The 18,840-nt window shown below is 42.0% G+C and carries 16 protein-coding genes; 10 read left to right on the top strand and 6 right to left on the bottom strand.

The genetic code is table 11. The features are described 5' to 3' along the window. Nucleotide 1: 1 nt before the first annotated feature. The 4 genes from M9189_RS00075 to M9189_RS00090 all read right to left on the bottom strand — a co-directional run bounded on the left by M9189_RS00075 (nucleotide 2) and on the right by M9189_RS00090 (nucleotide 7,458). Nucleotides 2-3,790 (bottom strand): glycoside hydrolase family 3 C-terminal domain-containing protein, encoded by a 3,789-nt coding sequence (locus M9189_RS00075; protein ID WP_250723847.1) that lies wholly within the window; start codon nucleotides 3,788-3,790, stop codon nucleotides 2-4. 11 nt (nucleotides 3,791-3,801) lie between these two features. Further along, nucleotides 3,802-4,983 (bottom strand): esterase, encoded by a 1,182-nt coding sequence (locus M9189_RS00080; RefSeq protein ID WP_250723848.1) that lies wholly within the window; start codon nucleotides 4,981-4,983, stop codon nucleotides 3,802-3,804. A gap of 197 nt (nucleotides 4,984-5,180) precedes the next feature. Beyond that, nucleotides 5,181-6,275 carry an alpha/beta hydrolase-fold protein gene (locus M9189_RS00085; protein ID WP_250723849.1) on the bottom strand — a complete coding sequence of 365 codons (1,095 nt, stop codon included), beginning with the start codon at nucleotides 6,273-6,275 and terminating at the stop codon, nucleotides 5,181-5,183. 40 nt (nucleotides 6,276-6,315) lie between these two features. Further along, nucleotides 6,316-7,458: an endo-1,4-beta-xylanase gene (locus M9189_RS00090; RefSeq protein WP_250723850.1), complete on the bottom strand. Its 1,143-nt coding sequence runs from the start codon at nucleotides 7,456-7,458 to the stop codon at nucleotides 6,316-6,318. A 204-nt stretch (nucleotides 7,459-7,662) separates the two neighbouring features. On the opposite strand from M9189_RS00090, the gene M9189_RS00095 reads away from it, so the two are divergent. Beyond that, nucleotides 7,663-8,985 (top strand): M16 family metallopeptidase, encoded by a 1,323-nt coding sequence (locus M9189_RS00095; RefSeq protein WP_250723851.1) that lies wholly within the window; start codon nucleotides 7,663-7,665, stop codon nucleotides 8,983-8,985. Between the two features lie 45 nt (nucleotides 8,986-9,030). Next, a complete protein-coding gene (locus M9189_RS00100; RefSeq protein WP_250723852.1) occupies nucleotides 9,031-11,088 on the top strand; it encodes an insulinase family protein in 2,058 nt (685 codons plus the stop codon). A 53-nt stretch (nucleotides 11,089-11,141) separates the two neighbouring features. On the opposite strand, the gene tyrS is transcribed toward M9189_RS00100, so the two are convergent. After that, nucleotides 11,142-12,434 carry a tyrosine--tRNA ligase gene (tyrS, locus tag M9189_RS00105; protein ID WP_250723853.1) on the bottom strand — a complete coding sequence of 431 codons (1,293 nt, stop codon included), beginning with the start codon at nucleotides 12,432-12,434 and terminating at the stop codon, nucleotides 11,142-11,144. Further along, nucleotides 12,421-13,020: a CvpA family protein gene (locus tag M9189_RS00110; RefSeq protein WP_250723854.1), complete on the bottom strand. Its 600-nt coding sequence runs from the start codon at nucleotides 13,018-13,020 to the stop codon at nucleotides 12,421-12,423. Before M9189_RS00110 ends, tyrS begins: the two co-directional genes overlap by 14 nt. An 86-nt stretch (nucleotides 13,021-13,106) precedes the next feature. On the opposite strand from M9189_RS00110, the gene M9189_RS00115 reads away from it, so the two are divergent. The 8 genes from M9189_RS00115 (at nucleotide 13,107) to yidD (ending at nucleotide 18,780) form a co-directional block, all read left to right on the top strand. Then, nucleotides 13,107-14,621 carry a GH3 auxin-responsive promoter family protein gene (locus M9189_RS00115; RefSeq protein WP_250723856.1) on the top strand — a complete coding sequence of 505 codons (1,515 nt, stop codon included), beginning with the start codon at nucleotides 13,107-13,109 and terminating at the stop codon, nucleotides 14,619-14,621. Nucleotides 14,622-14,626: 5 nt separating this feature from the next. Continuing rightward, the gene (locus M9189_RS00120; RefSeq protein WP_250723857.1) at nucleotides 14,627-15,241 is read left to right on the top strand and encodes a deoxynucleoside kinase; all 615 of its coding nucleotides are present in this window, start codon (nucleotides 14,627-14,629) and stop codon (nucleotides 15,239-15,241) included. A 21-nt stretch (nucleotides 15,242-15,262) separates the two neighbouring features. Beyond that, nucleotides 15,263-15,631 carry a YccF domain-containing protein gene (locus tag M9189_RS00125; RefSeq protein WP_250723859.1) on the top strand — a complete coding sequence of 123 codons (369 nt, stop codon included), beginning with the start codon at nucleotides 15,263-15,265 and terminating at the stop codon, nucleotides 15,629-15,631. A gap of 17 nt (nucleotides 15,632-15,648) precedes the next feature. Further along, nucleotides 15,649-16,092 carry a DUF417 family protein gene (locus M9189_RS00130; RefSeq protein ID WP_250723861.1) on the top strand — a complete coding sequence of 148 codons (444 nt, stop codon included), beginning with the start codon at nucleotides 15,649-15,651 and terminating at the stop codon, nucleotides 16,090-16,092. 56 nt (nucleotides 16,093-16,148) lie between these two features. Continuing rightward, nucleotides 16,149-17,249, top strand: coding sequence for a DUF4271 domain-containing protein (locus tag M9189_RS00135; RefSeq protein ID WP_250723862.1), 1,101 nt, complete (start codon nucleotides 16,149-16,151; stop codon nucleotides 17,247-17,249). Between the two features lie 42 nt (nucleotides 17,250-17,291). Continuing rightward, nucleotides 17,292-18,044, top strand: a complete 753-nt coding sequence (locus M9189_RS00140; protein WP_250723864.1) for a uroporphyrinogen-III synthase — start codon at nucleotides 17,292-17,294, stop codon at nucleotides 18,042-18,044. Between the two features lie 93 nt (nucleotides 18,045-18,137). Further along, nucleotides 18,138-18,545, top strand: a complete 408-nt coding sequence (gene rnpA, locus M9189_RS00145; protein WP_250723866.1) for a ribonuclease P protein component — start codon at nucleotides 18,138-18,140, stop codon at nucleotides 18,543-18,545. 4 nt (nucleotides 18,546-18,549) lie between these two features. Then, complete coding sequence (yidD, locus tag M9189_RS00150; protein ID WP_250723868.1) at nucleotides 18,550-18,780, top strand: membrane protein insertion efficiency factor YidD; 231 nt, start codon at nucleotides 18,550-18,552, stop codon at nucleotides 18,778-18,780. Nucleotides 18,781-18,840 lie beyond the last annotated feature (60 nt).

Raw genomic sequence — 18,840 nt, forward strand, 5'->3', positions numbered from 1 at the left:
CCTACAATCCGCTGTTCTTAATGCGGAAGTAGTCAAATGACACATCAAATGGGGTATCGGGTTTGGTTGTATCTGAATCGAACCAGTAGGTACTTGTCATGCTTTGGGTAATAACACCATCGCAAGCCATAAGTCCGGCCTTAATATCCTTCAGCAGAATATCCGAACTGCCAAGTAGTTCATAGTTCTGCCCGTCTCTAGAAAACCATGCAGTATAGGTGCTTCCTTTCTTGGTTAATCTGAGGTACAAAGGATTTTCACCTACTACCTCCTGCTTGAGGTCAATGGAAGCAACTGATCTTGCAATTCCGTTCTCTTCAAACAAAAGGTCAACTGTTCCAGGCTGAGGACCTCTTTGTCTTGTGGTCTTTATTACAGACCTAAACATCAGTTTGACGAAGTTGTTATCATCCTGATATGCAACTATAGCAGCATTTTCAGGTTGTGAAGGAGCTCTTGAACCTACCAGTTTGGTATCGATAGTCCAGTCGTTATTAGCGCTTTGAAGCAACAGGTTCTTTGCACTATTGCTACCTTCAGAGATATCTCCATTTTCAGTAGTAATGGTCAGACTTCCCGATCCAATGCTATGATTGCTTTCATTTTCTCTAAGCCATTGCCATTGACTTCCGGGAGCAGAACCATTGAACTCATCACTTACTGACTCATAATCAAAGCTGATCAGATAAACATCTTCCTCGTACGTATTGTAATTTATGAATCGTACAACGGCAGTTCCGGGTATGGCACGAGCCTGTTCAATTTCAACGCTTACATCCTTACTTTTTGCACTGGCTTCAACTTGTGGAACTTTGGCATTCTTCTTCATCAGGAAGCTGTATGCCTTGGTACTGTTGTTGAAACCTTTGAGAGCTTTTCCGTTCACCTTGATACCTGCAGCTGAAAGATCCGGACGTACTTTGAGTGCAAAACTGTCAGAAACAGTGTTGCCGTCATAACTTACAGATACTGTTACAGTTGCCACACCCGGCTTAATTGCGGTAATATTTCCTTTATCATCAACCTTAACAACCGAGGGGTCATTGCTCTTGTAAGAAACACTGACCTCATCATTGTTCAGGAATCTGTCATTATTCAGACAAGCACTGAAATCGGCAACTGCCTTTTGTCCAGGAGTAAGAATGAAACGATCAGGTCTGGCAACAACAGTCTTGAGTTCTGCCTTGAATTGACCTTCCATTATGGCCTCAACAGTTCCCCTGATATCCTTTGAAGAAGCTCCAATTTCAAATACATAGCGGCCTTGATCAAAGGTAATGCTTCCAGCTGCATCATCCCAGAACCACAGATCAGCACAATCAATCATAATTTCAACAGTCTTTGTCTGACCTGCAGGTATTGTCACCCTCCTGAATCCTTTAAGGCGCTTGATAGGTCTTTGAAGCTCAGCCTTGCTGTCAGGAGTCCTGACGTACACCTGAACAACCTCATCACCATCAACCTTGCCAGTATTTGTGACATCCACACTTACAACAACCCTACTGTTGGGAGTAATCTTATCGCTACAGATTTTGAAATTGTCATATGCAAAACTTGTGTAGGACAAACCAAAACCAAATTCATAAGACACTTCCTTGTCAAAATACCAGTAAGTACGACCATTACTACCATTTTGCCCTCTAAGGTTATAATCATTGAAATCAGGTAGATCATTCACCGACTTGTACCAGGTAACTGCAGTTTTACCACCTGGGTTAACCTCGCCAAACAGGATCTTTGCCATAGCAGCACCCTGAGCCTGACCATTGTAACCCGTGTATATAATTGCAGGAATATTTGGATCATTCTTGAAATCTTCAACCTCAACCATCCCCATTGTCTGCATAATAACAATGGTATTAGGATTAACAGCAGCAACTTCCTTGATAAGTTGCAACTGATTACCTGGAAGAGCAATTGAAAAACGGTCAGCCTCCTCGCGACCAGTATTCTGGTCAGTTCCAACAAAGATCAATGCCACATCAGCCTTAGCAGCAGTCTCAATAACAGCAGGATCCAGTTCGCTCTCCGGCTCTCTGTATACAAAATACAAATCCTGAGGACCGGTAATTCCCAGCGTATTAAGCTTAGCTGTGACAGTAGCCCTTTGTCCGAAAAATCCACCCTGGCCTGCAGCTTCGAGTTTCTGTGCAACTAGAATATTTCCGGATGGAGAGTTTACCCTTACTTCTACAGTACCTCCACTAAGTGATACGCTTGCATTAAAGGTAATAGAATCGAGTTCGGTAACATCTATACCATGGTAAGCAGTCCAGTCGCCGTTTTTAACTCCTCTAAGCATTTTACCTCCGAAGCGTTCGGTTACAAAGATACCGGGAGCTGACTCGTCGTATTCAGAAGCATTGAATTGGGTCTCTGCACCACTCTTAGTTTTCAGAGTAAATCCCGTCAAAGTAAAAAAATCATTCCTCTTTTCAGTATTTCCGCCTTCACCGAAAATCACTTCGATGTTTGAACCCTTAGCTCCAAGATACTCCCTGATAGCCTTAAGTGGAGTACTTACATAACGGGGTTCAACCGGTCCGGAATAATCACCCAGTTCCATCTTGTCTGCATAGGGACCAAGAACAGCAATGGTTTTGATCTTTTCTGTGTTAAGTGGAAGAACTTTACTACCATATTTTGCAGATACATCATTCTTAAACAGAACCGGAGACTTTGTAGCAACTATCAAAGCCAGTTCATTGTGAAGGGGATCATTTATTACCTCAGGTCTGATCTTAGAATATGGAACCATAGGTTGCGGATCAAATTCCCCAAGCCTCATCCTGATAGTAAACATATTGATAAGGGCTCTATCGATATCAGCTTCAGATATCAGGCCTCTTTTAAGGGCCTCTATAGTATTAACCTGGTATTCACCTCCACAGTCAGAATCCACTCCAGCAATAAGACCAAGAGCAGTTGCTTCAACTCCGGAACTTACATATTTATGTCCCTGCCAGATATCAGTAATTGCACCACAGTCACCGGTAACGTATCCCTTCATACCAAAAGTCCTCCTTGCAATAGTATCAACAAGGAAGGTGCTGGTTGAAACAGGAACTCCGTTTACAGCATTGTATGCAGTCATTATGGAAGGAAGTTTATCCTTTTCAATAATGCTTCTGTAAGTGCTGAGATAAAACTCCCTCATGTCCCTATTGTCCATGTCGGAGCTGCCTGTATGCCTGTTAAACTCGGTATTGTTAGCAATATAGTGCTTACCTGTAGGGACTGTTTTGAGGTACCTTGGATCATCACCCATCATACCTCTGACAAAACCACTTCCCATTTGAGCCACAAGGAAGGGATCTTCGGCAAAAGTCTCTGCAGTTCTACCCCATCTGGGGTCTCTTGCAGGTTCTATAACTGGCGACCAGTAAGTTAGGGTAAAGATAAGGTCATGATTAAAGGCTCTTGCTTCATCAGCTATAACAGAAGCTTCTCTTTCGAGTAATTCAGGATCCCAGGTATTTCCAACAGCATTACTGTTGGGGAAAGACGTAGCCGTCTTTCCGCTGTTATTGTTCCGACCCATTATTCCGTGAAGAGCCTCACCCCACACGTCATATTTGTTAATACCAAGACGTGGCACTGGACTCATTGTATTTCCCAGGAGGCTTTGCTTTTCCTCCAGGGTCATTCTTGAAACAAGGTCTGTTGCCCTTTCTTCAAAAGAATATGAGGTATTAAGATAAATCGGAACAGTAGCTTTTCTAGATACAGGCGTAAAAGCTGCCCCTATCAGCAAGATTAAGGATAACAAAAAATAATATGGTTTTCTCATGTCAGATGTTTTTACTTGGTTCTCCAAAGATTAGGAAGGAACCTGTAATACAAAAGGTGACGCCAGGTTCCCCAGTCATGTCCACCCTCCCCTCCAATATAATATTCATGCTCTATTCCGTGTGCTTTCAAAGCATCCACAAGAGCCTGGCAGCGCAGGTTAAAGAAACCTTCAGCTTCTTTAACACCCTGTCCGATGAAAAGATAATCAACCTTTTCATTAACCTTTGGGTCATTCAGAAAATCCTTCAGAGTATTTTCCGGATCTGTATCACCGGCGCTAAGTACTCCGAAGTTGGCAATCAGGTCCAGCGAACTGAAGCCTGAAAAGATTGTATGTCGTCCACCCATAGAAAGACCTGACAAAGCTCTGCCTTTGGGTGATTTGATAGTGCTGTAATTTGCATCAACCACAGGAATTATATGCTGCCTTAATTCTTTCGCGAAAATATCGAAGGAGAGTTCGGCATGCCTTGGATGGTTGCGGTGAACCACCTGATTGTTGGGGATCACAATAAGCATAGGAACAGCCTTCCCTTCAGCAAGAAGGTTGTCCATCATAAGATTTACCCTTCCGTCATAAATCCAGTTTGATGGAAGTTCACCACTTCCACCTAATAAGTACAGAACTGGGTATTCTTTACTGGGGTCATAGCCCGGTGGAGTATATACATACAGATCTCTTTCTCCACCAGTAACATCTGAATGGTAAATATGTCTGGTTACATTACCATGGGGAACATTCTTTGCATCATAATAAGCAGGTTCCTTGCCATGAACTACCAGATTACTGTAAGGAGGCATTGCCGTAAATGCAGCAATTGAGTTATTTGGGTCGGCCATTTGAACTCCATCCACCCTCAGGTGGTATGAATAAATGTCCGGAGGAAGTGGTCCAATAGTAAGGGTCCAGATTCCATCTTCGCCCTTTGTAAAAGGAAGAGGGTCTCTGCCCAGATTGAGTATTGTATGTATGGCACCCGGGTTTAGCTCCACCCGGTGGGCTTCAGGAGCCAGTAACCTGAAAGTGACAGTACAATCATCATGCACCTCGGGAGAGTTAAGCGGAGCGCTGAAAGGAACCAGGCCTTCGGCATCACGGTGGGGATCAAAGTCAAGATTAACATTGGCCTGCTGGGCATTCACCATAATACCCAGTAGCAAAATGGCTATTGATAAAAAACACTTTTTCATATTCCAAAGAATTTATCCCTTCCTGGTAATGTTATCAAACAACCTTATGGAAAAATCCCGGAATGTTCTCCTACATATATGCCAAACTCTATTACCGGGGAAGGAAGTGAAAACTACAAAAGTGAGACAACAGATGACAGAAATCCCGGAGTAATGCGCGAACTTCGCACATTAACTCCGGGAGTGTCTATTGCATCTTACTTAAACAGAAGTTGAGCCATTTCGTACAGGCAACGACGCCATGTATGGAATTCGTGAGCAGTACCTTCAGACACATAGGATACTGCATTAAATCCGGCTTCATTTAATGCAGTAGCTGCATTGTTGACGCCATCAGGGAATTCCTTGCTGCCACAACCCATAAATACAAGCTTAACATCCTTGTGATCCTTCAGATCATCTGGGCTGTATGTACCTCCGCTGAACAGACCGTACCTTGAGAATACGTCGGGACGAGCCAAAGTAACCAGTCTGGTTTCAAAACCACCCATAGACAAACCGGCCATAGCCCTGTTTTCTCTGTTGGCCAGAGTGCGGAAGTTTGAATCAATGTAAGGAATTAGCTCGTCAACCAATACAGTTTGGAATGGTTTGATGTCAAAGTTACGCAGTCCTCCCATTTGAACATCATTGGTCATACCATAGGTCATTACAACGATGAATGGAACCGCCTTACCTTCAGCAATCAGGTTATCCATAATGAAGTTAACCCTACCTTGCAGAGGCCATGAAGTTTCATTTTCACAGTATCCGTGTTGCAGGTACAGTACGGGATAACGCTTATCAGGATTCTTGCTGTATTCAGCTGGAGTATAAACATATGCTCTGCGTTCTTCTCCAGTACTTGGTGAATTGAAATAGATTTCATGGGTTTGACCATGAGGGACATTCTTTAGAGCAAAGATATCGCTATCAGGAGCTGGAATTTCAATACCGCTTCCGTAACGGCATGCTCCAAAGAAGAATAAACTACCTGGATCAGGGACCATGGCACCATCAACAACCAACTGATAGTAGTGGAAACCTACATCCTGAGGATTTGAGACTCCTGTCCAGTAGCCTTCTTCGTCCTTTACCATGTCATACTTTACACCACCTATGTCAAGTTGAACATACTTGGCATCGGGTGCAAACAGTTGTGCCTTTACCCTACCTTGAGAGTCAACCATTGGATAAGCGTGTCCAGGTTGGTTAACTGGTGAAGGTTTAAAATCATCAACCGGCTCAGCATTTTGAGAGCCTGCGTTTATTGCTGCTGCAAGAAACGCTGCCATAAAAACTATTCTTTTCATTTTCATTGGTTTGATTTGGATTGGATTTATTTACCAAAAGTTATTTGGTATTCAAAGCCTCATTTATAATCTTTTCAACAACAGGTTTTGGCTGATAGTTTCTGTCAAACAACAGAGGATAGTCAGTTCTGCCCCTAACCGGCCAGTTGTTTTTCCATGACTGATTGTCTGTAACACCCCAAAGAGTAACCCTGGTAACTGCATCATCATATTTCAGGAATAATTTGAAGAAATCAAGATATCTTTCTTCGAAAGCAAGTGCAACAGAGTCAGGCAATCCTTCTGAGTATGGATTCAGTTTTTGCTGATATTCAAAGTTGGCTGAAATTTCAGCACCTACCCTGAAATCAGGCATTTCAAGCACTGTAAGATCCATTTCAGTAATCATGACCTTGACACCGGCTTCTGAGAAAGCCTTGATACTGGCTTCAAATTCTTCAATCTTTGGTTCATCAAGGGCTACGTGAGCCTGCATACCAACTGCATCAATACGAAGACCTTTATCCTTAAGCATCTTAATCATCCTAACAACACCTTCACGCTTGCCAGGATTGGCCATTGAATAGTCATTGTAGTACAATTCACAGTCAGGATCAGCCTCATGAGCATATTGGAATGCCAGAGCGATGAATTCCTCGCCAAGTATTTGGTAATACTTGCTGTTACGGTAAGAACCGTCATCAAGAATAGCTTCATTCACCACATCCCAACCGTGAATCTTACCCTTGTATCGGCCAACAACAGTATAGATGTGATTCTTCATTCTCTCTTTGAGAACTTCAGCAGATACATCATTACCCTCCTCATCGGTAAAGAACCATCTTGGAGCCTGAGAGTGCCATACAAGAGTGTGGCCTATGATTTGCATATTGTTTGCTACACCAAACTCAACAAACTTATCAGCAAGTTCAAAGTTAAAGTTCCCCTCGGTGGGCTGTATTGGCCCACTCTTCATACAGTTTTCAGCTGTAATAGAGTTAAAATGTTCTTTAACAACTCTGATAGAGGCAGTATCCATATTAAGGATCTGCGGTTCATTCAAAGCCGCTCCAATAGTAAACTTCCCCTCATAAGCATCCTTCAGCGTATTTACGCTTGGTGCTTCTTCTCTGCAGGAATTCAAGCCAAGCAGAGAGATTCCTGTCAGTGCAACACAGGCAATACCGGATCTGAATCTTCTCATAAACAATTATTTTTCTCGTTAAGCATTGAATAATTCAATTTACAAATTGAGGCTAAATATAACAGAATATAACAGGATATCTAAATGAAAAGTGACACTATTTTACATTCTGAAATTTACAATTTGTACAAACTTCCATACTTTTGTTTAAATGGTTTGTTAACCTTATGTTATTTTTCCAATTAATACACAATAAAACAGAAAATGAAGAAAATTATCCTGATTCTGGGTGCGCTTGGCCTCGTAGGTCTGGCTCCTTTGTCGGCCGCATCGAGCGAACTCAAATTTACCGAGTTCAATCTCGACAACGGTCTTCATGTAATTTTGCACCGCGACAACAGTATCCCTACTGTCACGGTTGCTGTGATGTATAATGTGGGCTCAAAGCATGAACAACCAAATCGGACCGGCTTTGCTCACTTCTTCGAGCACTTGATGTTTGAAGGAACCAAGAACATCGGAAGAGGAGAATATCCAAAGTATGTTGAGCGTGCCGGTGGCACATTAAATGCCAATACTTCTGCAGACAGAACCTATTACTACCAAATCCTACCTTCAAACCAATTGGAACTGGGGCTGTGGCTAGAATCAGAAAGGATGCTGCATGCAACAGTTGATTCAATCGGTATTGCAACACAGAAACAGGTTGTAATAGAAGAAAAGAAACAGAGTTATGACAATCGTCCTTATGGTACATTCCTGATTGAAACCATGAAAAGGGCCTTCCGTGAGCACCCATACAGGTGGACAACCATTGGAGATCCGGAACACATCATGGCGGCCAAGGATGAAGAATTTGAGCAGTTTTATAACACATTCTATGTTCCAAACAATGCTGTGCTTGTGGTTGCAGGAGATATTGACGAAAATAGCGCACGTAGTCTTGTGGAAAAATACTACGGAGACATTCCATCCGGCAGCGGCACCATCCAACGTCCATCAATAGTTGAACCCCCACTAGGAGGGGAGATTCGTGACACCATCTTCGACAACATTCAGGTTCCCCTTGTTCTTCAGGCTTACCGTGTACCAGGAATGGGTACAGATGACTACTATGCCCTTGAGATGCTGGGAACTCTCCTTTCAGGTGGCGAAAGCTCAAGGTTGTACAAGGAGCTTGTTGACAAGAAACAATTGTCACTTGAGGTAGCAGCAATGCCACTTCCATTTAACGAACCAACAGTGTCTTTCATCCTGGGCTTCTGCAACATTGGAGTAGATCCTGCGGATCTTGAGGCTGCAATAGATGATGAAATTGCAAAAGTTCGCAACGAACTAATCTCAGAGAGGGAATTCCAGAAGCTTCGCAATCAGTTTGAAAACCAAATAATACAGGAAAACGTCTGGATAGAAGAAAGAGCACATAACCTGGCTACTCTCTATACTTATTTTGGAGATGCTACGCTTATAAATAAAACTCTTGATCGTTACATGTCAGTAACCAGGGAGGATATCCAACGTGTGGCTCAAAATTATCTGGTACCTGAAAACCGTGTAGTGTTGTATTATTTACCACGTCAAAACTAAAAACAAAAACTGCGGTTTGCAAAAACCCGCTGAAAATCAAGAAAAATGAGAAAGATATTAGCACTTATTTCGATAGCTCTACTGAGCACAGGCTTGTGGGCCCAGCTTGACAGAAGTACTCCCCCAAAAGCAGGTCCTGCTCCTATTATCAATATTGGAGAATCGCATCAGTTTACCCTTAAAAACGGTTTGAAAGTAATAGTTGTAGAGGATCACAAATTTCCTCTTATTACTTATAGCCTCAACCTTAACATAGATCCGGTAGATGAAGGAAATGCTACAGGTTATGTGCAGCTGGTTGGCGACATGATGCGCGCAGGTACAGCCAATCGCACCAAAGATCAGATTGATGAAGAAGCTGACTTTATTGGGGCTACCTTCAGGCCAAATGCCAAAGGTATTTATGCAAGAAGCCTGAGTCGACACAGTTCAACCCTTCTGAGTCTAATGACTGATGTACTTTTCAACCCTGTATTTCCAGAGGATGAACTCAGCAAACTTAAAATTCAGATGGAAGGCTCAATACAGGCAAATAAGAATGAACCATCTGCTATTGCAAATAATATAGCTTCCGCTTTATTATATGGCAATGACCCATATGGTGCAATCGTTACTGAAGAAAGCCTTGCTAATATCACTGTGGAACATTTCAAACAATACCATGATAAGTATTTCCGTCCCAACAAAGCATATCTTGTTATAGTTGGTGACATTACTGTTAAAGAAGCCAAGAAACAAGCTGAAAAATACTTCGGCAAGTGGAAAAGCGCAGCTGTACCTGAGTTCAAGAAGGCTGACTTCCCTCAATACGAAGGCAACCAGGTTGCAGTAGCCAACCGTGATGGAGCTAATCAAAGTACTGTTTTCGTTACACATACTGTTGATCTTAAGCCCGGGCATCCCGACGAAATCAAGGTGTCAGTTATGAATACCATCCTTGGCGGAGGTTCTTTCAGTGCTCGTTTGTTCAGAAACCTTAGGGAAGAGAAGGCCTTTACCTATGGAGCATATTCAAATCTGAGTTCTGATGAACGTATCGGTAGGTTCAGAGCCAATACACAGGTACGTACTTCTGTAACAGATAGTGCAGTTCATGAGATTCTGTATGAAATGAAAAGGATTCAGGATGAACCTGTAAGTCAGGAAGATCTTGACCTAATCAAGAACATGCTAACCGGAAACTTTTCAAGGTCACTTGAAGATCCACAGACTGTAGCCAGATTTGCCCTAAATATCGCACGCTACAACCTGCCTGAGGATTACTACCGCACCTACCTTGAAAAGCTTGCTGCTGTTACAATAGAAGATGTACAGGAGATGGCACGCAAATACCTCAAACCTGAAAATTGTGTTATCATAGCAGTTGGTGAAGCTGATAAGATTGCAGGTCCTTTGTCTGCATATGCTGCTGATGGTAAAGTTAAGAGGTATGACTATTACGGAAAGGAAGTTCAGGGTCTGCAACCAGTATCCGGAATCACTGCCGAGGACGTTATCAATACCTATATCGAGGCTCTGGGAGGTAAAGAAAAACTTGACGCTATCAAGAGCTGGACTCAGACAGGATCAACTACCGTTCAAGGCATGGAAATTGGTATTCTGAACGTTCAAACTGCAAAAAACCAGGTGCTTGTTGAGATGAGTATGCGTGGTCAGGTAATTTCAAAGCAGGTATATAACGGTAGCAGGGGAAAGATTTCTTCACCAATGGGTGAACAGGAATTGGAAGGGCAACTGCTTGAAACTATGAAGGAAGCTAGTTATTTGTTCCCCGAACTTCTTTACTTCACCCAAGGATACAAGACCGAACTGGCCGGCGCTGAAATTATAGACGGCCAGAGGTGCTACAAACTTGAGGTGACCAAACCTTCAGGCACAGAGGTCATAGTATATTTTAAAAGCGGCGACGGACTAAAGCTTAAGGAAATAAGCTCTTCTGAAGTGGGTGGAACTTCAACATCTACTTACAAGGCATGGAAGGAAGTTGATGGTGTCCTCTTCCCTGTATTAATCAATCAGGTATCAGGCCCCCAAAGCCTGGATATGCAGATAAATGAAATTAAAATCAACGATAATCCTGGAGACGAACTCTTCGCGATATAAAACAGAACAGGCGGGCCGCAAAGCCCGCCTGTTTTTTATTAGGATCTCCATAGTTACTGAGCCAGCAACAGATAGAAATTCTTCTTTCCCTTTTGTACCAGTATATACTTTCCGTTGAGCAGAGCCGAAGTGTTAACTACGGTGTCCACGCTTTCTAGTTTTTCCTTGTTTATGCTCACACCTCCACCTGTTATTGTACGACGAGCTTCGCCTTTTGAGGGGAACACTGCAGAGGATTCGGATAACAGGTCAAGTACTGGAACCCCTTGTTCAAGAGCCGCCTTTGAAACTTCAAACACAGGTACTCCATCAAAAACTGACAACAGGGTCGTGTCATCCATCTTTCTCAGAGTTTCCGTAGTTCCCTTTCCAAAGAGAATCTGCGATGCCTCAACTGCAAAGTCAAATGCATCCCTACCATGTACCATTACTGTTATCTCCTCAGCAAGACGTTTTTGCAACAGCCTTTCATGTGGAGCCTTTGCATGTTCCTCAATTAGAGCTTCAACCTCCTCACGCTTCAGCAGGGTGAAAATTTTGATATATTTTACTGCATCTTCGTCGGATGTATTGAGCCAGAACTGATAAAACTGATAAGGACTGGTACGATTTGCATCGAGCCATACGTTACCCGATTCAGTCTTACCAAATTTACCTCCGTCGGCCTTGGTAATAAGTGGACATGTAAGGGCAAAAGCCTCTCCTCCTTCGATACGGCGGATTAGCTCAGTCCCGGTTGTAATATTACCCCATTGGTCAGAACCGCCCATCTGGAGCTTACAATTCTTAGTTCTGTATAGATGTAGGAAGTCAAAACCCTGAACGAGCTGGTAGCTAAACTCAGTAAAAGAAAGACCCTCACGGGCATCCCCGCTAAGACGCTTCTTTACCGAATCCTTGGCCATCATATAGTTTACAGTAATATGCTTGCCAATATCCCTGATAAAATCCAGAAAGCTGATATCCTTCATCCAGTCATAATTGTTGACCATCTCAGCCTGGTTGGGTTTGCCACTTGAGAAATCAAGGAAGCTGCTAAGCTGCTTTTTGATACATTCCTGATTATGACGCAGGGTCTGCTCATCCAGAAGGTTACGTTCGGCATTCTTCATAGAAGGGTCACCAATCATACCTGTTGCCCCACCAATCAGCACTATTGGTCTGTGACCGGACACCTGAAGGTGCTTAAGCATCATCACCCCTACCAGGTGACCTATATGCAAAGAATCGGCAGTTGGGTCTATACCAACGTAAGCCGTTGTCATTTCCCTGGCCAGCAGTTCATCAGTTCCAGGCATGATATCATGTATCATGCCCCTCCATTTGAGTTCTTCAACAAAATTCATGGAATAATATTCTAGTTCTATTACTTACAAAATCAGGCGTAAAGATATTAAAAATCACTTGTCCTGCTAATTCATCCACCTCCGTTTCATTAACAGAAATCAGGTGATTAAAGTTAATATTTAACAGACTTAAAGTAGCTGGTGCAAACTTACTAAGTGGCCTGTAAAGTATTGACTCCTCCTGTGTCTTTTCAGTAAATAACTGGTCTCCAAAACCAGTAGAGTGAATTAGAATAATCATTGCACTCAGGAAAAAGGCTCCCTTAAGAACAGCAAACGAGCCCCCCACAATACGGTTAAGCCAGCCAAGGGCTACTGCCTTCATAAGCTTGTCAATTGCACTGGCCAAAAGGAAGATCAGGACTATAGTAATAAGCAATACAGCAACAAAGGCAACTATCGAAACATATTTCTCTGGAACATGCCCGGACAGGTATCCGGCCGCAAGGCCGGAAAACTTCACTGCAGCCATAATTCCAAGAATTAGAGAAAGCATCGAGGCAAGTTCTTTCACAAAACCATTCTTCAGCCCTTTTAGCAAAAAAAGCAGCAGAAAACCCCCGCAGATAATATCAAATAGTTCCATAGCTCCAAATAAAAGACCAAAATAAAACTATCACGGGATATCCCCAAAATTCTTATATTTGAAATCACTTAATTAAGTAGCCTGAAATGCAAATTATCAATAATATTTTCGCCTTAGTTCATTCAAAACGCTTGACTCAAATAGACAGATTCCGCTCAAACCCTAAAGAGGTTCAGAGTGAGCAATTGAATTATCTATTAACCAGGGCCGCTGATACCGAATTTGGGAGGAAATATGATTTTAAAACTATCAAGTCAGCAGATGAATATAGGTCAAGAGTCCCTATAAGGGATTACGACTCTTTGATGCCAGAGGTTATACGTCTCAGGCAGGGAGAAGAAGACCTTCTCTGGCCTGGAGAAATCAAGTACTTTGCAAAAAGTTCAGGCACCACATCATCACGCAGCAAATTTATTCCAGTATCCAAAGATGCCCTTGTAAAATGTCATTATCAGGGTGGTAGAGATACCGTGTTGATCTATAATGAACTTAGTCCTGATAACAAGCTGATGTCGGGTAAAACACTGACTCTGGGTGGTAGTCATCAGATTAACAGTTTCAGTAACAAATCTGTATACGGAGACCTATCAGCCATTCTTATCGATAATCTTCCTCTTTGGACTGATTTTGTGCGAACTCCCAAACGCAAGATATCCCTGGAACCAGAATGGGAGAAAAAGATGGACCTGATTACCAAATCCACTATAAAGGACAATGTTACAGCACTTGCAGGTGTACCCTCCTGGTTTATGGTACTGCTTAAGAACATTTTGCAATATACAGGCAAGAACAACCTTCTCGAGATATGGCCAAACCTGGAATTGTTTATTCATGGAGGAGTAAGTTTTGCACCATATCGCAGCCAATATCAGGAATTAATTCCTACTGACAGAATGAACTACCTCGAAACATACAATGCATCGGAGGGATTCTTTGCTATTCAGGATGATCTGTCAGTTCAAGGGATGTTACTGATGCTCGACCTCAAAATATTCTTTGAGTTCATGCCACTATCTGAACTGAACAAAGAGCACCCCACTACCCTGCTAATTGATGAAGTGCAAACAGGAGTTGATTATGCTCTTGTAATTTCAACCAACGGCGGATTGTGGCGTTATCTTATAGGTGATACAATAAGGTTTGTATCTACGTACCCTCACAAGATAATTGTATCAGGCCGGACCAAGCATTTTATTAATGCATTTGGTGAAGAATTAATGATAGAAAACGCTGAGAGTGCTCTGCATGATGTTTGTGAGGAAACAGGTGCGAAGCTAAGAGAATATACAGTTGCACCTATTTACATGAATTCTGATAGTAAAGGGGCACATGAATGGCTAATTGAATTTGAAAATGAGCCATCTGACAAACAAAGGTTTATGGAGTTGCTCGACGCCAGGCTTAGAGAACGAAACAGTGACTATGATGCCAAACGTTATAAGGACATCACACTTGACATGCCCAGGTTGGTTGTTGCCCGGCCCAACCTGTTTATTGACTGGATGAAACAAAGAAAGAAACTTGGTGGTCAAAACAAGGTGCCCCGACTTGCCAACGACCGTCAATATATTGATCAGCTTCTTGAATTAAACAAAGCCTGAATGATATGCATATTGCAATAGCCGGAAATATTGGTGCAGGTAAGACCACCCTGGCATCCCTCCTTGCAAAACAGTACGGATGGAGACCGCATTTTGAGGAAGTGGATGACAATCCTTATCTGGCAGATTTCTATGATGATATGAAGCGCTGGTCATTTAATCTGCAGGTATATTTCCTGCACAGCCGCTTTGCACAGATTCTCAAGATTAAGGAATCCAAAGAAACAGTAGTACAGGATAGAACCATTTTTGAGGATGCCTATATATTTGCTACCAATCTGCATGAGATGGGTCTGATGAGCGACAGGGATTTCAATAGTTACCTCTCCCTGTTTGAACTGATGACCAAGCTTATTCAACCACCGGATCTTCTGATTTATTTGCGGGCCTCAGTACCAACACTTTTCAGGCAGATTGAGCAACGTGGCCGACCCTATGAAGCAGGAATCCGACTCGATTATCTTAGCAGCCTCAATGAGAAATATGAAAAGTGGATGATGAACTATAAAGACGGAGAACTGCTTACTATAAATGTTGATGAACTGGACTTTATAAAGGATCCTAAGGCACTGAGTATTATCATAGATAAAATTAACGCCAAGTTGCATGGTTTGTTCTGACATTACTAAAACCAAAATCTGATGAGTATTATTGGTAATATAATATGGCTTTTATTTGGCGGAATCTTTATCGCAGCCTCTTACTTTATCGGAGGTCTGCTGATGATGATAACAATAATTGGAATACCTTTCGGGTTACAGGCATTTAAGTTGGGCATCCTGGCTTTATGGCCATTTAACAGCAAGGTAGTCCCCAATGGAAATACAGGAGGATGTGTAAATACACTTCTAAATGTAATCTGGATCCTGACCTTTGGACTGACTATTGCCCTCGAACATATTGTGCTCGGACTGATATTTTGCATCACCATAATCGGAATTCCCTTCGGAAAGCAGCATTTTAAACTTGCACGACTGGCTCTTACCCCATTTGGTTTTACAATTATTTAACCTAAAACTTTACTACCATGAATAGCGCGATAAAGAAGATTTTCAGTGTAATAGCATTGGTCCTATTACGCTATGGTTTAGGTATTGCTCTTATCTGGCTGGGGATCATGAAGTTTAAGAACATTGAAGCTGAATATTTGCAGGATTTGTTGGCTAATACAACAATATTCAAGTGGATCTTGAAATACTTTACGGCATACGCATTCAGTCAGATGATTGCGTGGATACAGATAGTAGCCGGAGTCTTATTGCTGATACATCCGTTTGCACCAAAAGTATCAAGATGGGGAGCAGTACTGGCAATGTTGATTTTCCTGCCGGGAATAATAGTGTTCTTTTCTTCTGATGTAGTATGGTTAACAGGATATGGTTTCCCGGAGCTCTCAAGAACAGGTCAGATTCTGCTTAAAGACTTCATTCTGTTTGGTGTTGCTGCTGGATGTTTCAGTGAGTTCAAATAAGGAAAACAGGACGAATAATAATCGATATTTTGGGGATATAGGTAAGAGCAAAGGAGATGAAGGAAACGTATATTATTGAAAATATACAACAGGATGACAGTATTGCTGTTCGGAGAGAACAGTCTACCCTGCCATTACCCTCATCCGTCAAAATACCCAGACCACAGCTGATTGTTCCTGCTACTGATTTCAGGTTGCCAGTTACCGACAGCATAATTTATCAACCAAGAACTGTGGTAGTTCGTCCAAAACCTGTAACAGTAACCCTCTCCGGCAGAGACTCAGTTGTTTTAAACCTAACAGGCGGAGACTCTCTATATACTGACTGGTATCTCGAAGCAAAACATGAGCTCTTTACCAGACCTGAAGCATATTCAGAAGTGCTGGATTCTTTATTTTTCGCTGAAGAAAGTAATGAGGCCGATGCATCCACATCGCCCATAACAATCGTAGAATCACCAAGGAACGTTGTATCAATTCAACCAGTCAATGATATAAAAAGCCCTGAAAAAGGAAATCTGTTGCACAGTGAATGGTTTATTGCAATACTGGTTTTTCTCCTTATCATAACAGGCCTGGTTCGCATGAACTGGTACCGATATCTGAGAACTGTAATGCTAACAATCTTCTATCCTTCTTTTACGACTAAACTTAACCACACAAATATTTCAAATTATACTCCCTCACTCATACTGAGCTCATTATTTTATCTGAATATTTCAGTATTTACATTTGAGACGCTTACTGTTTACGACAGACCATTGATTGGACTTGAGGGTGCAGTCCTGATACCAATTTTGTTCCTGTTCTTCTTCCTTCTGTTTACTGGTAAGGTTCTGGCATACCGTTTTGTAGCCTATGTTTTTGACACCAAGAAGCAGGTTCACCAGTATCTCTCTGCATCTTCAGCGATTAGTAAGGCTTATGGAGTGCTGCTACTCCCCATTATGATACTGCTGCCCTTTATTGAATCAGGCTATACAGACTACCTAATCAAAGCCGGAATTGGCTTGTACATTGCTCTATATATGATACAGTTGAGCAATGGCGTAAGGAGCAATTTTTCAAATCTGTTTTCGGGTTATTATATTATTTTGTATCTTTGTGCGCTGGAAATATTACCCTTAGCTGTCTTATACAAAGTATTGTTCGGATAAAAGGAGTAGTTCCGGTTTTTGTAGAATTAAAACTGTTGCACTTTGAAGATCAAGAGGATACTGGTTTCGCAACCCGAGCCGACCACGCCCAAAAATCCCTATGTCGAGCTGGCCGAAAAGAATAATGTGAAGATCGACTTCCGCCAGTTCATTCAAATAGAAGGGATCAGCTCCAAGGAGTTTCGTCAACAAAAGATCAACATCCTTGACCACAGTGCAGTTGTTTTTACCAGTCGCACTGCCATAGACCACTTTTTCCGTATAGCCGAAGAGGTACGCGCTACAATCCCGGATGACATGAAGTATTTCTGTATCTCAGAAGCAACGGCTCTTTATCTACAGAAATATATAGTTTACAGGAAGAGGAAGATTTTCCACTCAACAGGTAAGTTTCCTGATCTGGTTGAGGTAATGAAAAAACACAAGGAAGAGAGATTTCTAGTTCCTCTTTCTGACATCCACAAGGATGAGATTCCTGAACTCCTTGACAAGTCCAAGCTTAAGTACACTAAGGCCATCCTTTACCGCACAGTAAGCAGCGACCTTAGTGACCTAAAGTCTATTGACTATGACATGCTGGTCTTCTTCAGCCCATCAGGAATTACCTCTCTGTTCCAGAATTTCCCGGATTTCGAACAGAAAGAGATTGTAATTGCATCCTTCGGTCCAGCCACAGCAAAAGCAGTTACAGATGCTGGACTAAGACTTGATATTCAGGCTCCTATGCCCAATGCGCCTTCTATAACAGCAGCTTTGGATTTATACATTAAGGAGCACAACAACAATAAGAAATAAGAAGTTTTTCTAAAATTATACTGACACCCCTTTAGGCTTTCCTAAAGGGGTGATTTTTTTGTAGGTTTGATGTTACTAAGGTGAAGTTCATCGATGACTGAATACGACTACAGATTTTCAAAGAAAGAAAGGCTATGCCTTAAGAATGAAATTAGTCTGCTTTTTGAGAAGGGCAGACCATTGACAGTACATCCGCTGAGGCTTCGCTATATACTTGTTGACTCAGGCTCAGACACAAAGTGTAAGGTTCTTTTCTCAGTTCCCAAAAAGCTATTTAAGCGTGCTGTCAAGAGAAATCTGATAAGAAGGAAGATTAGAGAGGCATACAGGTTAAACAAACACCTTCTGACTGGTTCAGTGCCAGAAGGGAAGCATCTGCTCATAGCATTTGTTTACCTTGACAATAGTCCTCTAGCATATAATATTATTGAAGACTCAGTAAAAAAATCTCTTTCGATGGTTGAAGCAGCAGTGAGAAAGAAAAACATAAAACATGAGTAAGTTCATGAAATATATTAGATCATTTCTGATCTTTATACTCCTGATTCCCATCAGGCTGTATAAATATTTCATCAGTCCAATGATTGGTCCCTCCTGCCGCTATACACCAACCTGTTCCCAATATGCAGTAGAAGCACTGAAAAAGCACGGACCGATAAAAGGACTTTACCTGACAATAAAACGTATTCTTTCCTGTCACCCATGGGGAGGTCATGGCTATGATCCTGTACCCTGACCAGGAGGTCTGGATAAAAGTCTTTGCTACTGCATAAAAAATGTAATACCTTTAAAATAC

It is taken from the genome of Xiashengella succiniciproducens (assembly GCF_023674465.1).
GTDB lineage: Bacteria > Bacteroidota > Bacteroidia > Bacteroidales > Marinilabiliaceae > Geofilum > Geofilum succiniciproducens.

What these genes read in the sequence shown, in the direction of transcription:
- M9189_RS00075 (WP_250723847.1), bottom strand. Translation starts at nt 3,790, where the DNA reads ATGAGAAAACCATATTATTTTTTGTTATCCTTAATCTTGCTGATAGGG.
- M9189_RS00080 (WP_250723848.1), bottom strand. Translation starts at nt 4,983, where the DNA reads ATGAAAAAGTGTTTTTTATCAATAGCCATTTTGCTACTGGGTATTATG.
- M9189_RS00085 (WP_250723849.1), bottom strand. Translation starts at nt 6,275, where the DNA reads ATGAAAAGAATAGTTTTTATGGCAGCGTTTCTTGCAGCAGCAATAAAC.
- M9189_RS00090 (WP_250723850.1), bottom strand. Translation starts at nt 7,458, where the DNA reads ATGAGAAGATTCAGATCCGGTATTGCCTGTGTTGCACTGACAGGAATC.
- M9189_RS00095 (WP_250723851.1), top strand. Translation starts at nt 7,663, where the DNA reads ATGAAGAAAATTATCCTGATTCTGGGTGCGCTTGGCCTCGTAGGTCTG.
- M9189_RS00100 (WP_250723852.1), top strand. Translation starts at nt 9,031, where the DNA reads ATGAGAAAGATATTAGCACTTATTTCGATAGCTCTACTGAGCACAGGC.
- tyrS (WP_250723853.1), bottom strand. Translation starts at nt 12,434, where the DNA reads ATGAATTTTGTTGAAGAACTCAAATGGAGGGGCATGATACATGATATC.
- M9189_RS00110 (WP_250723854.1), bottom strand. Translation starts at nt 13,020, where the DNA reads ATGGAACTATTTGATATTATCTGCGGGGGTTTTCTGCTGCTTTTTTTG.
- M9189_RS00115 (WP_250723856.1), top strand. Translation starts at nt 13,107, where the DNA reads ATGCAAATTATCAATAATATTTTCGCCTTAGTTCATTCAAAACGCTTG.
- M9189_RS00120 (WP_250723857.1), top strand. Translation starts at nt 14,627, where the DNA reads ATGCATATTGCAATAGCCGGAAATATTGGTGCAGGTAAGACCACCCTG.
- M9189_RS00125 (WP_250723859.1), top strand. Translation starts at nt 15,263, where the DNA reads ATGAGTATTATTGGTAATATAATATGGCTTTTATTTGGCGGAATCTTT.
- M9189_RS00130 (WP_250723861.1), top strand. Translation starts at nt 15,649, where the DNA reads ATGAATAGCGCGATAAAGAAGATTTTCAGTGTAATAGCATTGGTCCTA.
- M9189_RS00135 (WP_250723862.1), top strand. Translation starts at nt 16,149, where the DNA reads ATGAAGGAAACGTATATTATTGAAAATATACAACAGGATGACAGTATT.
- rnpA (WP_250723866.1), top strand. Translation starts at nt 18,138, where the DNA reads ATGACTGAATACGACTACAGATTTTCAAAGAAAGAAAGGCTATGCCTT.
- yidD (WP_250723868.1), top strand. Translation starts at nt 18,550, where the DNA reads ATGAAATATATTAGATCATTTCTGATCTTTATACTCCTGATTCCCATC.